The following is a 16,020-nucleotide window of genomic DNA, read 5'->3' on the forward strand; positions in this document are numbered from 1 at the left end:
ACACCGGGTCCAGCGGCACGTAGCACCCGCCGGCCTTGAGCACGCCCAGCACCGCCGCCACCATCTCCACCGAGCGCTCCAGGAAGAGCGCCACCCGCACCTCGGGCCCCACCCCCAGCCCGCGCAGGTGGCGGGCGATGCGCTCCGCGCGCGCGTCCAGCCCGGCGTAGCTCAGCGACTCGCCCTCGCAGGTGACGGCCACGGCCGCCGGCGTGCGGGCCGCCTGCTCCTCGAAGCGGTGGTGGAGGCACCGCCCGGCCCCCATCCGCGCGCGCACCGTCCCCCACTCCAGCACCCGCTCGCGCTCCTCGTCACTGAGGGGCGAAAGGCGGGAGAGGGGCTCGTCGGCCGCGGCGAGCGCCGCCTGCAGAAGGCCGGTGTAGTGCTCCGCCATCCGCTCCACCGAGGCGGGCGTGAACAGGTCGGTGCGGTACACCAGGTTGCAGTGCACCCCGTCGCCGCGCTCCGTGGCGGAAAGGGTGAGGTCGAAGCGCCCCGCCCCGGTCCCCCCGTGCACCATGCTCAGCTCCAGCCCGCCCAGCCGCGGCCCCTCCGAGGGGGTGTTCTGGAGGACGAAGTACGCCTGGAACAGGGGGTTGTGGCTGAGGGTGCGCTCGGGACGCACCGCCTCCACCACCCGCTCGAAGGGGAGGTCCTGGTGCGTCTGCCCGTCCAGCACCGTCTGCCGCACGCGCCGCAGGAGCCCGCGGAAGGAGGGATCGCCGCCCAGGTCGGTGCGCAGCGCCACCGTGTTGACGAAGAAGCCGATCAGCCCCTCCACCTCGCGCCGCGAGCGCCCGGACACGGAGGTGCCCACCACCACGTCGTCCTGAAGCGCGTAGCGCGAGAGGAGCAGCTTGAACGCCGCCAGCAGCACCATGTAGGGCGTGGCGTTCTCGGCGCGGGCCAGCGCCCCCACCCCGTCCGCCAGCGCGGCGGGGAGGCGGAAGCGGTGGGTGCCCACCCGCAGCCCCTGCACGGCGGGGCGCGAGAAGTCCGTGGGAAGCTCCAGAAGCGAGGGCGCGCCGGCCAGCTGCCGGCTCCAGTACTCCACCTGCTCCGCCATCCCCGCCCCGGCCAGCCGCTCGTGCTGCCAGGCGGCGAAGTCCGCGTACTGGATGGGGAGCTCCTCCAGCGGCGACGGCTCGCCCCGCTCGAAGGCCCGGTAGAGGGCGTCCATCTCGCGGAAGAGCACCCCCAGGCTCCACCCGTCGCTGATCAGGTGGTGCATGGAGAGGAAGAGGACGTGCTCCCCCTCCGCCATGCGCAGCAGCTGCGCGCGGAACAGGGGGTCGCGCTCCAGATCTGGAGTGTGCGCGGCCTCGCGCCTCACCCGCAGCTGAAGCTCGGCCTCGCGCTCGGCGGGGGGAAGCCCGGAAAGGTCGGCGCGCGGAAGCGCGTACGCCCCGGCGGGCGCCACCCGCTGCACGGGTGCGTCGCCCTCCAGGTGGAAGGTGGCGCGGAGGATGTCGTGCCGGCGCACCACCTCGCCCAGCGCCCGCTCCAGCGCGTGGTCGTCCAGCGGCCCGGCGATGCGCAGCGCCCAGAAGAGGGTGTCCACGCCGCTGTCCGCGTCCATGCGCTGCGCCAGCCAGAGGCGCCCCTGCGCCGGCGACAGGGGGGCCGCGCCGCCCCCGGCGCGGCGCGGGATCCCTCGCGGCGCATCCGCCCCGGCCCCCTGCCCGCGCAGCAGCCGCTCCAGGAGGGCGCGCTTCGCATCGGAAAGGGGGGCGGCGGCTCCGCTCGCGGGGCTCACGACTGCACCTGCAGCAGGCGCTCGGCTTCCTCTTCGGGAAGCCCCTCCACCAGCGCGATCAGCCGCGCCTCCACCTCCCCCGCCAGCTCGGCCACCGTGGGGCCGGTGAACAGAGCGGCCATCCCCGGCTCCACGCCGAACTCCTCCCCCACCCGCGCCAGGATGCGCGCCGCCAGCAGGGAGTGCCCCCCCAGCTCGAAGAAGCTGTCGCGGATCCCCACCCGCTCCGCCCCCAGCACCGAGGCCCAGATCGCGGCCAGCACCTCCTCGGTGGGGGTGCGGGGCGCGGCGTACTCCTCCTTCGCCGCGGCGAAGGAGGGGGCGGGGAGGGCCCGGCGGTCCACCTTGCCGCCGGGGGTCCTGGGCATCTCGTCCAGGAGCACGCAGGTGGAGGGGAGCATGTGCTCGGGGAGCACCCGCCGCAGCGCGTCGCGCAGCGCGGCGGGGGCGGGGGCCGCCCCCGGGCGCGGAACGGCGTACGCCACCAGCCGCCGCCCGGCGCCCTCGCCGTGCACCGCCACGGCCGCCTCTCTCACCTCCGGGTGGCGCGCCAGCGCGGCCTCCACCTCTCCCATCTCCACGCGGAAGCCGCGCACCTTCACCTGGTGGTCGGCGCGGCCGATGAACTCCAGCCCCCCTTCCGGGAGCCAGCGCACGCGGTCGCCGGTGCGGTACATGCGCGCCCCCGGCTCGCCGCCGTATGGGTCGGGCACGAAGCGGCCGGCGGTGAGCCCCGCCCTCCCCAGGTACCCGCGCGCCACCCCGGCGCCGCCCACGTACAGCTCGCCGGGGGCGTTCACGGGCACGGGATTCAGCGCCGCGTCCAGCACGTACACGCTCGTGTTCTGCACGGGGCGGCCGATGGGGGTCCGGCGCTCCGGCCGGTCGCCCGCGGGGAGGGGGTAGAGGGTGGCGACGACCGAAGTCTCGGTGGGGCCGTAGGCGTTCACGATCACCAGCCCCTCCACCCCGCGCGCGATCGCGGCCAGCACCGTCTCGCGGAGCGGCTCCACCCCCACCAGGAGGCGGCGCAGCGAGAGCGCCCCGGGGTGGGCGGCCACGTAGGCGGCCAGGTCGTCCACCATGGCCGGGGCCACGTACGCGCTCCGGATCCCGGCTTCGCCCAGCCACCGGGGGAGGCGCGGCGCCAGCTCCCGCGCGTCGCCCGCGGCAAGGTGAAGGGTGCCGCCGAAGCAGAGCGCAGTGAAAATCTCGTAGACGGACACGTCGAAGCCGATGCTGGACCACGCCGCGCACGCGTCGCCGGGCTCCACCGGCTGCATCCGCTGGAATTCGGCGACCAGGTTGACCACGCCGCGGTGCGCCACGGCCACGCCCTTGGGTGTGCCGGTGCTCCCCGAGGTGTAGGTGACGTAGGCCAGGTGGTCCGGCCCCACCGGCACGGGCTCTCCCCCAGCCCCGTCCGCGGGGAGGGGCTCGTCCATCCGCACCACCCGGGCGGCGCCGGCGGGGAGGCGCCCGGCCAGCGCGCCCGTGGTGGCCACCACGCCGGCGCCGGAGTCGCGCAGCAGGAAGGCGAGGCGCTCGGCGGGGTAGTCCGGGTCCAGCGGCACGTACGCGGCGCCGGCCTTGAGGGTCCCCAGCATCGCCACCACCAGCTCCGGCGAGCGCTCCAGGCAGAGGGCCACCCGCGCCTCCAGCCCCACGCCCAGCCCGCGCAGGTGGCGGGCGAAGCGGTCCGCGGCGGCATCCAGCGCGGCGTAGCTCACCTCCCGCCCGCCCGCCACCACCGCGGGCAGCTCCGGCGTGCGGCGCGCGCACTCCTCGAACAGGGTGTGGAGGCATGCCTGGGGGCAGGCGCCCCGCACCCCCCGTCCCGCCCGGATCATCTTTTCCCGCTCGGCGCCCTCCAGCAGGGGCAGTCGCGACAGGGGCCGCGCCGCGTCGTCGGCCGCGCGCTCCAGCAGGGTGCGGAAGCTTTCCAGCACCCGCGCCATCGACGCGGCGTCCAGCAGGTGCCGGTTGTACTTGCAGGAGACGCGCAGCTCGCCGCCGGCGTCCACCACGTCCACCCCCATGTCGAACTTGGTGAAGAGGTGGGGCCGGTCCGCCCGGCTCACGTGCAGCCCGGCGAAGCCCGCGCCGCTCCCCCCGGTGCCCCCCGGCTCCAGGTTGAAGGTCACCGAGACCAGCGGGGGCTCGCCGGGAGCGGAGCGCAGCGAGGGGGCCAGGCTGGAGTAGGTGCACGCCTGGTGCTCGTACGCTTCCATCATCGAGGCGTGCACCCCCGCCGTGAAGGCGGCGAAGGTGGGGTCGCCCTCCAGCCGGCTGCGCAGGGGGAGGACGTCCACGCAGTGCCCCACCATCCGGTCGTCGCGCCCGAACGACCGCCCGAAGGAGGGGATGCCCAGGGTGACGTCCTCCTGGTCCGCCCAGCGGTGGAGCACCACCAGCCAGGCGGAGGAGAGCACCGTGTAGAGGGTGGTCCCCATGGCCGCGGCGGCGCGCTTGAGGCGGCGCCCCAGCCCGGCGTCCATCACCAGGGTGGCGCGCTCCGCGTCGGCCATTCCCGTGGCGGGGCGCGCCGCGGCCATGGGGAGCTGGAGGGGAGCCGCGCCGGCCAGCCGCTCCATCCAGTACGCCCGGTCGCGGTCGGCGGCGCCGCTCCGCTCGGCCTCCAGCAGCTCCGCCGCGTATTCGCTGAACTGGCGCGCGGGGGGAAGGGTGTGCGCGCGCCCCTCCACCGCGGCGCTGTACAGCTCGCGCAGATCGCCGAAGAGCACGCCGAGCGCGTACCCGTCCGCGACGATGTGGTGCAGCTCCAGCACCAGGAGGTGGTGCTCGTCCGCCAGATGGAAGAGGCGGGCGCGGAAGAGAGGCCCGTTCACCAGGTCGAGCGGCTCCTGCCCGGCCGCGGCCAGCGCTTCCTCCACGGCCGCCTCGCCGCGCTCCGCGTACGCCTCGCCGATGTCGGCCACGCGCAGCTCGGCCGTCACGCGGGGGGCCACCGTCTGCGTGCTCCCGTCGGCGGCGAAGGTGGTGCGCAGCGCCTCGTGGCGGTCCACTACCCCCTGCACGGCGCGCCGCATCGCCTCCGCGTCCAGCGGCCCGCGCAGGTGCACGGCCGTGGACTCGTTGTAGGCGAGCGACGCCCCCCCGCCCAGGCGGGTGTGCGCCCAGATCGCCTCCTGGGGCCGGGTAAGGGGGAACGACCTGGGCGCGGGCTCCTTCTCCTCCACCCGCAGGAAGCCGGAGCGGCGCGTGCGCGGCGGAAGGAAGCCGCCGCGCCGCATCTGCTGGATGCTCTCGGCCGCGGCCTGCACGAAGCGCCGGCTGTCGTCCGCGGTGTGGGCGGTGGAGACGAAGCAGGCCCGGCCCTCCCAGATGTACACGCCCTTCTCCACCATGTGGTAGAAGAGCAGGTCCAGCCAGCGCTCGCGGCCGGGGCGCTGGAAGCGGAAGAGCGAGCCGAAGCGCGGCAGCGCGAACGGCACCTCCTCCTCGCGGAAGAGATCCTCCAGCTCGGCCACCAGCGCCGCGGTGTGGCGGCTGAGCCCTTCCTGCAGCGAGGGCCCCTGGCTCTTCAGGTGCTCCAGCACGGCCTCGGCGGCGGCCATGGCCAGCGGGTTCTTGGAAAAGGTGCCGGCGAACACCGTCTGCACCCCTACCGGCTGCGAGCGGTCGCCGTACGACCAGAAGCCGCCGTCCACGCCGTCCAGGTAGGCCGGGCTCCCGGCTACCACCCCGATGGGGAGCCCGGCGCCCAGCACCTTGCCGTACGCCGCCAGGTCCGCGCGCACCCCGAACCACCCCTGCGCGCCGGCGGGGTGCATGCGGAAGCCGGAGATGACCTCGTCGAACACGAGCGCGGTGCCGGACTCGGCGGTGATGCGGCGCAGCTCGTGGAGGAACTCCCGCGGCTGGAAGTCCGGGCGGCGGCTCTGCACGGGCTCCACCAGCACCGCCGCCAGCTCGTGCCCGTGGGCGCGGATCGCCTCCAGCGCCTCGGGCGTGCCGTAGTCCAGCACCAGGAGGTCGCCCACCATCCCGGCGGGGGTCCCCGGCGCCACGGGCACCGCCTCGCGGCCCCCGGCGTGCACGCGCGGGCGGGCCAGTACCCCGTCGAAGGTGCCGTGGTACGAGCCGGCGAACATGGCCACGCGGGTGCGCCCGGTGGCGGTGCGCGCCAGGCGGAGGGCCGCCATCACCGCCTCGGTGCCGCTGTTGCAGAAGGCTACCCGCTCCATCCCCGTGAACTCGCTCACCAGCTCGGCCACCCGCCCGGCGCGCTCGCTCTGCGGGCCGATCTGGATCCCGCGGTCGAGCTGCGCCCGCAGCGCCTCGGTCACCGGCGGCGGCGAGTGGCCGAGGAGGTGCACCCCGAAGCCCATGGTGAAGTCCACGTACTCGTTGCCGTCCACGTCCCACAGGCGCGTGCCGGCGGAGCGCTGCCCCACGATGGGGTACACCAGGTCCTTCCACACGGGGCGGAAGCCCGCGGGGGTGCGGGGGTCCGCCAGCACGAGCCGGTGCGTCTGGGTGAGCTCCTTGGAGCCGGCGGTGCGCGCGTTGTAGCGCGCCACCAGCCCGTCCAGGTACTCCCTCTGGGTGGGGCCCAGCTCGTCCGCCGCGCCGGCCTTTACCGGGCGAAAGGGGCCGAACGCCTCCGGCTCCTCCGCGCGCGCCGCCGGGGCGGGGGCGGGGGGGAGAGGGGCGGGCGCCGCGGAGGCGGGGGCCGCCGGGAGAGGGGCGGGCGCGGCGGAGGCGGGAGCCGCCGGAAGAGGGGCGGGCGCGCCGCCGCGGATCAGCTCCAGCTGGCGCGCCATCACCTCCAGCTGCTGCATCACCACGCGCTCCACGGCGGACGCCGCCGCCTCCGGTGCGGCGGCCACGTGGGTGGCGGGCGCGGAGAGGGCGGGCGCGGGGAGGGCGGCCACGGGGAGGGCGGGCGGGGCCCGTACGGGCTCGGGGTCCGGCGGGAGCTGCGCGTCCAGGTGCGCGGCCAGCCGGTCGATGGACGACAGCTCGCCCATCAGCACGCGGAAGGGGATCGCCATCCCGAAGCGGTCTTCCATCACCCGGCTCGCCTGCATCAGCAGGAGGGAGTCGGCACCCAGCTCCAGGAAGGTGGCGGAGGTGTCCGCCTCCGCGGGCTCGAAGCCGAACAGCTTCCCCAGCATCTCCGCCAGCTGCCGCCGGATCCCGTCCGCGCGCGCCTCGCTCTGCGTCCCCGTCCCCTGCTGGTCGTTCATACGGCTCTCCTCTGCATGGTTCGTTTCCTGGGGATTGGCGGACGGCTGGGCGGCGGGCGCGGCCGGGAGCGCGGGGCGCGCCGCCGCGCCCCGGCCGCCGAGCCAGTAGCTCTGCCGCTCGAACGGATAGGTGGGGAGCGGCACGCGCGAGCGCGGCGCTCCGGCGTGGTAGGCGGCCCAGTCCACCGGCACGCCCGCCGCCCACAGGCGGCCCAGGGTGGCGGCGACGTGCGCGGCTTCGGGCTCCGCGCCCCCCTCCGGCGGGAAGGAGGCCAGGATGGGGCGGCCGGCCGCGGAGGCGCCATGGCGCCGGGCCATCTTCCCCAGCGACTCGCCGGGGCCCACCTCCAGCAGCGCCCAGCTCGGCTCCTTGAGGAGCTCCGCGACCCCGTCTGAGAAGAGGACGGTGTGGCGCAGGTGGCCGGTCCAGTACGCCGGGTCCACCGCTTCGGCCTCGGTGATCCAGCGGCCGGTGAGGTTGGAGACGAAGGGGATGCGCGGGGGGCGCGGCCGGGCCTCGGCCACCCGCCGCCGAAAGGCCGGGAGCGCCGGGTCCATCATCGCCGAATGGAAGGCGTGCGAGGTGCGCAGGAGGCGGCACGCCGTCCCCTCCCCCTCCAGCCGTGCGCGCAGCGCCTCCACCGCGGGGGTGGGCCCGGACACCACGCAGGCGCGGGGGGCGTTGACGGCGGCCAGCGCGAGCTCGGCGCCCAGGAGCGGCTCCACCTCCGCCCGCGGCAGGGGCACGGCGAGCATGGACCCGGCGGGGAGCTCCCCCATCAGCCTTCCGCGGGCCGCAACCAGCGCCAGCGCGTCTTCCAGGGTGAACACCTCCGCCAGCCAGGCGGCGGTGTACTCCCCCACGCTGTGCCCGATCAGCGCCTGCGGGCGCACCCCCCACGCCATCCACAGCCGGGCCAGGGCGGACTCCACCACGAAGAGGGCGGGCTGCGTCACCGCGGTTTCCCCCATCCGCTCGGCCGCCGCGGCCTCGCCCCCCGCGGGCGGGTAGAGCACCGCGCGCAGGTCGAAGCCCAGCTGCGGGGCCAGGAGGGCGGCGCAACGGTCCACGTGCTCCCGGAACACCGGTTCGGTGTGGTACAGCTCGGCCCCCATCCCCACCTGCTGCGCTCCCTGGCCCGGGAACAGGAAGGCCACCGGGCGGTCTCCCCGCGCCTGGCCGGTGAAGGCGCGCTCCGGGGCGGCGCCCTCCAGCCCGGCCTGCGCCCCGGCCGCGTCGCGGCACACCACCACCCGCCGGTGCGGAAGCTCCGCGCGCCCCACCTGAAGGGTGTAGGCCGCATCCGCCAGCGAGGTGCCCGGGTGCTCGCGGAGGTGGCGCGCCAGGTTGGCCCCCGCCCGCTCCAGCGCGGCCGGCGAGTTGGCCGACTGCACCAGGAGCTGCCAGGGGCGGGCGGGGCCGGAGGCGGCGGGCTCGGGCGCCTCCTGGAGCACCACGTGCGCGTTGGTGCCGCCGATCCCCAGCGAGCTGACCCCCGCGCGACGGGGGCCGTCGCCGCGTTCCCACGGGCGTGCATGCGTGGGAACGTAGAAGGGGCTCTCCTCCAGCCTGGTGTCGGGGTTGGGGCTCTGGAAGTGGAGGCTGGGCGGGATGGTGCGGTGCTTGAGCGCCAGCACCGCCTTGATCAGCCCGGCCACTCCCGCGGCGGCGTTGAGGTGGCCGATGTTGCCCTTCACGGAGCCCAGGGCGCAGAAGCCCCGCTCCCGGGTCGTGGTGCGGAAGACGCGGGTGAGGGCGGCCACCTCGATGGGGTCGCCCAGCGGCGTGCCCGTGCCGTGCCCCTCGATCAGCGAGAGCTCGCCCGGGTCCACGCCGGCCAGCGAGAGCGCCTCGGTGAGCACCTGCGTCTGCCCCTCCACGCTGGGGGCCGTGAAGCTCACCTTGAGGGAGCCGTCGTTGTTGATGGCCGACCCCCGCACCACCGCGTACACGTGGTCGCGGTCGCGGAGCGCCGCGCTCAGCCGCTTGAGCACCACGATCCCCACCCCCGATCCGCTCACCGTTCCCTGGGCGCGGGCGTCGAAGGGGCGGCAGTGGCCGTCCGGGGAGCGGATTCCCCCCTCCTGGTAGCGGTAGCCGGCCGTCTGCGGGACGATGATCCCCACCCCGCCCGCCAGCGCCATGTCGCATTCGCCGTTCAGCAGGCTCTGGCAGGCCACGTGCACCGCCACCAGCGAGGTGGAGCAGGCCGTCTGCACGGCCGCGCTGGGGCCGCGAAGGTTGAGCTTGTACGACACGCGGGTGGTGAGGTAGTCCTTGTCCACCCCCATCATCGCCTGCCACCCCCCCAGCGCCCCGTGGAACTCGGGGTCCGTGTGGGCCTGCATGAAGTAGGAGTTGAAGTTGCACCCGCCGAACACCCCCACCGCCCCGTCGTACCGGCGCGGGTCGTACCCCGCGTCTTCCAGCGCCTCCCACGCGCACTCCAGGAAGATGCGCTGCTGGGGGTCCATGATGCGGGCCTCCGCGGGGCGGTAGCCGAAGAAGCCGGCGTCGAACCGGTCCACCTCGTCGAGCACCGCCCGCGCGCGGACGTACTGCGGGTCGCCGAGCGCCTCGGGCGGCACGCCGGCCTCGCGCAGCTCGTCGTCGGTGAAGAACGTCACCGACTCCACCCCGCCCGCTAGGTTGCGCCAGAACTCGGCCGCGGTGCGGGCGCCCGGGAAACGCCCCGCCAGCCCCACTACGGCGATGTCCGCGTCGAACTCCGCTCCCTGTTCACTGCTCATCGGGTGTAACCTCTCGGATCAGATAGGATTCTGGTTCTGAACGGCGCCGCGCGAGAGCCCCTCATCCGCGCTGCCGCATCCGCATGGCGTCGCGGCGGGAGCGGCCGCGCTCCCGGCCGGCATCCAGCGCTTCGGGGCGCTCCTCGGCGCCGCCCTCCCGGTTCAGCCGTGCCGCCAGCGTGCGGATGGTGGGGTGCTGGAAGAGCTCCACCACGGAGATCTCGCCGGGGTGCGCCTTGCGCAGCCGCCCGAACACCTGCAGCAGGAGGAGGGAGTTGCCCCCCAGGTCGAAGAAGTTGTCGTCGGCCCCCACCCGCTCCACCCCCAGCACCCCCTGCCAGATCTCGGCGAGGGTGCGCTCCGCCCCCGTCTGCGGGGCCACGTACGCTTCGCGGGGAGCGCTCCCCGCCGCCTCGGGGGCGGGGAGGGCGCGGCGGTCCACCTTGCCGTTGGGCGAAAGGGGGAGCCGGCTCAGCACCACCCAGCCGGCGGGCACCATGTGCTCCGGGAGCCTGGTGGCCAGGGAGCGGCGCAGCTCGCCGGTGAGCTGCCGCGGGGTGCAGAACCCCAGGGCGTCCAGGGGGGCCGGGGCGGCGGATGCCGCGGGGCGCCCGCCGGGGCGCCACGCGTACACGTTGGAGAGCGTCGTCCGCTCCAGCAGCGTCTCTCGCTCCACCGCCACCTCGAAGCCGTGCGCGCGCAGGAGCGCCGTGATCCGCTCCAGCCTCCCCTTCCGCTCGTCCACCTCCACCACCACCTGCCGGATGCGCCGCCAGTCGTCCGCGTCGATCCCCGCCAGCACCTCTTCCTCGGCCTTCTCCACGTCCACCTTGAGGAGGTCGATGCGCTCCACCCCCTCCGCCCGGATCACCTCCGACAGGGTGCGGAGGGGGCGCTCGAAGCGCTGCGTCTCCAGCTGCGAGGCGGCCAGCTGGCCCAGGAGCTCGTCGCGGTCGTCCGCGCCCTCCAGCGGCGAGAGGTCCTGGCCCAGGAGGTACGAGCCGAGCAGGTCGCGCTCTTCCGCCGCGTCGGCGAACTGCCCGGAGAGGATGGAGACGCGCGGGTAGAAGGCGAAGCCGGCCGTGCCGGGGCGGCTGGAGAGGCCGCAGTCGAAGAGGCGCGCGTCCACCCCGTAGAGCGCCACGTTCTGGCGCAGCACCTCGAAGACGGGAGGGATGGGCTCGAACGCGAACACCTTCACCCGGGGCTGCGCCAGGCCGGCGAGCAGGGTGAAGAGGCCGATGTTGGCCCCCACGTCGAAGACGCAGTCGCCGTCGCGCAGGGCGATGCCGTGCCGCAGGTAGCTCCGCTCTTCCCAGATCTCGCGGAAGGCGAACTCCGTCTCGCCGCGGTTGAGGTGGGCCACGGTGAGGCCGTTGGCGAGCTCGTGCCAGGCGACGTCGTCGGCGCCGTCGCGCTGCGCTCGCGCCAGCCGCGCCAGCACCGGGGCCTCGTCCTCGCCGGGGACCACGTACGCCACCAGGCGCCGGTCCCCCGGGGTGTCTTCGCGCACCACCACCGCGGCGGCCTGCACCGCCGGGTGCGCCCCCAGCACCGTCTCCACCTCGCCGGGCTCGATGCGGAACCCGCGCAGCTTCACCTGGTCGTCCAGGCGCCCCAGGTACTCCAGCGCCCCGTCTTCGCGCCACCTCACCCGGTCTCCCGTGCGGTAGAGGCGCGCCCCCGGCTCGCCCGCCACCGGGTCGGGCACGAAGCGATCGGCCGTGAGCCCCGGCCGCCCCAGGTAGCCGCGCGCCAGCTGCACGCCGCCCAGGTACAGCTCACCCGCCACCCCCACCGGCACCGGCCGCAGCGCGCCGTCCAGCACCAGCACCCGGGTGTTGGCGATGGGGCGCCCGATGGGCACCGACGCCCCGCCGCCGGGCGCGCACGCCCACGCCGTCACGTCCACCGCCGCCTCGGTGGGGCCGTACAGGTTGTGCAGCTCCGCCCCCAGCCGCGCGAAGAAGCGCTCCTGGACCGCCCCCGGAAGCGCCTCGCCGCTGCTGATCACCCGGCGCAGCGAGGCGCAGCGCCCCTCCAGCCCCGGCTCTTCCAAAAAGATCTGCAGCATGGAGGGGACGAAGTGCAGCGTCGTCACCCGCTCCGCCTCCACCAGCCGCGCCAGGTACGCGGGGTCCTGGTGCCCCGCGGGGCGCGCCAGCACCAGGCGCGCACCGGTCATCAGCGGCCAGAAGAACTCCCACACCGACACGTCGAAGCCAAAGGGCGTCTTCTGCAGCACCGCGTCCGACTCGTCCAGCCCGTAGGCGCCCTGCATCCAGTGGAGCCGGTTGGCGATCCCCCGGTGCGTGTTCATGGCCCCCTTGGGCCGGCCGGTGCTCCCGGAGGTGTAGATGACGTAGGCCAGCTGATCCGGCATCACCGGGAGCCCCGGGTTGGCGTCGCTCAGCCCCGCCGCCGCCGCCAGCGCATCCTCCAGCCACACCACGGGGGCGCCCGTCCCGGCGAGGCGCCCCTCCAGGCGGCGCTGGGCCAGGAGGAGCGGGGCGGCCGAGTCGGCGGCCATGAAGGCCAGGCGCTCGGCGGGGTAGTCGGGGTCCAGCGGCACGTAGGCGCCCCCGGCCTTGAGCACGGCCAGCAGGGCCACCACCAGCTCCACGGAGCGCTCGGCGCACACGGCCACCCGCGTCTCGGGCCCCACGCCCAGCGAGCGGAGGTGGTGCGCCAGCCGGTTGGCCCGCGCGTTCAGCTCCGCGTAGCCGAGCCGCTCCCCCTCGAACACCACCGCCGCGGCGTTGGGCGTGCGCTCCACCTGCGCCTCCACCAGCCCGTGCAGCGAGGCGGCCGGGTACTCCGCCGCGGTGTCGTTCCACTCCTCCACCACGGTGCGCAGCTCGTGCGGCTGCAGGAGCTGGAGGCCGCCCAGGGCACGCTCCGGGGCGGCCGCCATCCCCACCAGGATGGCGCGGTAGTGGCCGAGGAGGCGGTCCACCCCCTCCGCGCCCAGCCGGCGGGGGTCGAAGATGGCCTTGAGCGCCAGCCGGGCGCCGGGCACCACCACCAGGCTCAGGGGGAAGTTGGCCCGCTCCACGCCCCGCGTTCCGCGCAGGGCGATCCGCCCGTCGTCGTGCCCCGCGGCGGAGAGCTGGGCGGGGTAGTTCTCGAACACCAGGTGCGTCTCGAAGAGGGGCTGCCCGCGGGGGACCTCGCTCCACCCCTGGAGGCGCGCCAGCGGCGTCATCTCCCACTGGCGGGCCTCCGCCTGCTCGCGCTGCAGCGCCTGCAGCCAGTCGCACACGCGCGTCTCCGCGCGGGTACGCACCCGCACGGGAAGGGTGTTGATGAACACCCCCACCATGGACTCCACCCCCTCCAGCTCTGGCGGGCGGCCGGCCACCGTGGCGCCGAACACCACGTCGTCGGTGCCGCCGTAGCGGGCCAGCAGGAGCCCCCAGGCGGCCTGGGCCAGCGTGTTGATGGTCACCTGGTAGCGGCGCGCCAGCTCGTTGAGCGCGCGCGTCTCCTCGAGCGCCAGCACCAGGCGGCGCGGGGGCGCGTCGGCGGCCTCGCCGGGGTCGGCGGGCGGGGCCAGCGCGAGCGGCGTGGGAGCGGTGAACCCGCGCAGTGCCTCGCGCCAGTACGCTTCGGCGCCGCCCAGCTCCTGCCCCTGCAGCCAGAGGATGTAGTCGCGGAAGGGGCGCGAGGCGCGCGGCTGCGGGGCCTGGCCCCGCCGCAGCAGCTCGTACCCGGAGAGCGCGTCCTTCAGCAGCCCCGCCTTGGCCCACCCGTCCAGGATCAGGTGGTGGGTGGTCCACACGAAGAGGTGCTCCGCCGGCCCCGTGCGGAACAGGGCGAAGCGCACCAGGGGAGCGCGCGCGAAGTCGAAGCCGCGCTCGCGGTCCGCCGCCAGGTACGCTTCGAGGCGGGCCTCGCGCTCGGCCGGGGGAAGCGCGGACCAGTCTTCCTGGTGCCACTCCGGCTCGGCGGCGCGGTGCACCACCTGCACCGGCTTGTCCAGCCGGTCGTAGTGGAAGGAGGTGCGCAGCACCGGGTGGCGCGCGAAGAGCCGCGCCCACGCCTCGCGGAAGGCGGCGCTCTCCATCACCCCGTCCAGGGTGAGGCACAGCTGCCCGAAGTAGAGGGGCTCCCCGGGCGCCGAGGCGCACTCGAAGAGGATTCCCTGCTGCGTGGGCGAGAGCTCGTAGAGATCTTCGATCTGTTGGGCGTTCATTCGGCGTACCGGGTGGCGAAGCGGTTCGGCGCGCGCCACCGTGGGCGCCGCGTTGCGAAAGGGCCGAGCATCGGGGCTGCCGCGGCCCGCCCGCGGGCGGGCCGCGCCGTCACGCGCCGATCACGGCCAGCAGGGCGTCCAGCTCCGCCTGGTCCACGCGTGCGCCCGGGAAGTCGGAGGGGGTCACCCCGCCGGCCTCGGGCGACAGGCAGTGATCGATCAGGGCGCGCAGCCGCGCCATGTAGGCGGCGGCCAGCGCTTCCACGGTGGAGCGCCGGTGGAGCGCGGTGCTGAAGGTCCACCCCACCTGCAGCGTGCCGTCGGTGACGTGCGCGTTGACCTCGATGGCCTGCGCGCGCGCCCCGCGCGGGCTGCGCGAGGGCCCGCGCGACTCGCGCGCGGGGTGGAACAGCGTGTCCGCGGCGAACGTCTGGTCGAACCGCCCCAGGTAGTTGAAGCCCACCGCGGGGGCGGGGAGCTCCGCCAGCGCCGCGGCCGGGCCGGAGCCGGCCAGGTAGCGGAGGACTCCGAAGCCCACCCCCCGCTGGGGGATGCGGCGCAGCTGCTCCTTGACCGCCTTGAGCACCTCGCCCGGCCCCCCGGCCCCTTCCAGCGACAGGCTCACCGGGTAGATGGAGGTGAACCAGCCCACGCTGCGCGAAAGATCCACGTCGTCGAAGAGCGGCTCGCGCCCGTGCCCTTCGAGGCTCACCCGCAGCTCCCGCCCGCCGGTGAGCTCCGCGAACGCCTCCACCAGCGCGGCCAGGAGCACGTCGTCGATCTGGGTGCGGTAGGCGTGGGGCACCGAGTGGAGGAGTGCGTCCGTCTCGCCGGCGTCCAGCGCCACCGCCAGCGTCTGCGAGCTCCCCACGGTGTTTGCCCCTCCGGGGCCGTCGCACGGCAGGGCGCCGGCGGCGCGGCCCGCGCCCTGGGCCAGCCAGAAGCCCAGCTCGTCCTGGAGCGGGGCCGTGCGGGCGTGCTCCGCCAGCCGCTCTCCCCACTCGCGGAAGGGGGTGGTCTTGGGCGCCAGCGCCTCGCCGCGGTAGGCGGCCTCCAGGTCTTCCAGCAGGATGCGCCACGACAGGCCGTCCACCACCAGGTGGTGGACCACGAAGAGGAGGCGCTGGGGCTCGTCCGCCCCCAGGTCGAAGAGCGCCACCCGCACCAGCGGGCTGGTGGACAGCTCCAGCCCGGCCTGCAGCCCGGCGGCGGCCGCTTCCAGCGCGGCGCTCCGCTCCCCCGCGGGGATCGCGGCCAGCTCCACCACCTGGAAAGGGACCTCGCCGCCCGGCTCCGTGCCCTCCTGCCGCCACCCGCCCTCGTCGCGCACGAAGCGCAGCCGCAGCGCGTCGTGGTGGTCCAGGAGGCGCGCCACCGCCCGCTCCAGCCGCTCCGGGTCCAGCCGCTCCCGCGCGGCCAGGAGCATCGTCTGGTTGTAGTGGTGCGGGTCGGCCAGGCCGAAGTCGAAGAAGCGGCGCTGGATGGGGGTGAGGGGAGCGGGCCCGCTGATGCTCCCCTGCTCGGCATCGGCCGTGCGCACCCGCCCCGCGACCGCCGCCAGCTCCGCCACCGTCTGGTGCTGGAAGAGCTGCCGCGCGGTGACGCGCACCCCCCGCCGCGCCAGCCGGGAGATCACCTGGATCCCCTGGATGGAGTCGCCGCCCAGCTCAAAGAAGTTGTCGTGGACGCCCACGCTCCCGCGGCGCAGCACCTCGGCCCACGCGGCGCAGATGGCTTCCTCGGCGGCGGACCGCGGCCCCTCGCCGGCCCGCTCCGGCACGGCCTCCGGCTGGGGGAGGGCGGCACGGTCCAGCTTGCCGGTGGAGGCGAGGGGGAGCCGCTCCAGCAGCATCACCACCTGCGGCACCATGGCCTCCGGCAGCTCGCGCCGCACGGCCTCGCGCACCGCCTCTCCCCTCGTTCCCGCCTCCGCCACCACGTAGCCCACCAGCCGCCGCTCCGCACCCTCTCCCCGCACCGCCGCCGCCGCCGCCCTCACCCCCGCCTGCCGCGCCAGCGCCGCCTCCACCTCCCCCAGCTCGATGCGGAAGCCGCGCACCTTCACCTGGTCGTCCAGCCGTCCCAGGAACTCCACCTCCCCCCCG

4 protein-coding genes are annotated in these 16,020 nt (G+C 75.4%); all 4 read right to left on the minus strand.

The window, feature by feature from the left end; translation table 11 throughout:
• Nucleotides 1-1,756: condensation domain-containing protein (locus tag VF584_20320; protein ID HEX8212534.1), on the minus strand; the 1,756-nt coding region annotated here is incomplete at its 3' end.
• Nucleotides 1,753-9,720, minus strand: a complete 7,968-nt coding sequence (locus VF584_20325) for an amino acid adenylation domain-containing protein (protein ID HEX8212535.1) — start codon at nt 9,718-9,720, stop codon at nt 1,753-1,755. The genes VF584_20320 and VF584_20325, both read right to left, overlap by 4 nt.
• A 61-nt stretch (nt 9,721-9,781) precedes the next feature.
• The gene (locus VF584_20330) at nt 9,782-13,915 is read right to left on the minus strand and encodes an amino acid adenylation domain-containing protein (GenBank protein ID HEX8212536.1); all 4,134 of its coding nucleotides are present in this window, start codon (nt 13,913-13,915) and stop codon (nt 9,782-9,784) included.
• Between the two features lie 109 nt (nt 13,916-14,024).
• Nucleotides 14,025-16,020, minus strand: a 1,996-nt coding sequence (locus tag VF584_20335; protein HEX8212537.1) for a condensation domain-containing protein, incomplete at its 5' end; no start/stop codon positions are given.

The sequence above is a fragment of the Longimicrobium sp. genome (assembly GCA_036389135.1).
Lineage (GTDB): Bacteria > Gemmatimonadota > Gemmatimonadetes > Longimicrobiales > Longimicrobiaceae > Longimicrobium.

Coding starts and splice junctions, on each gene's coding strand:
- VF584_20325 (HEX8212535.1), bottom strand. CDS start 9,720: ATGAGCAGTGAACAGGGAGCGGAGTTCGACGCGGACATCGCCGTAGTG.
- VF584_20330 (HEX8212536.1), bottom strand. CDS start 13,915: ATGAACGCCCAACAGATCGAAGATCTCTACGAGCTCTCGCCCACGCAG.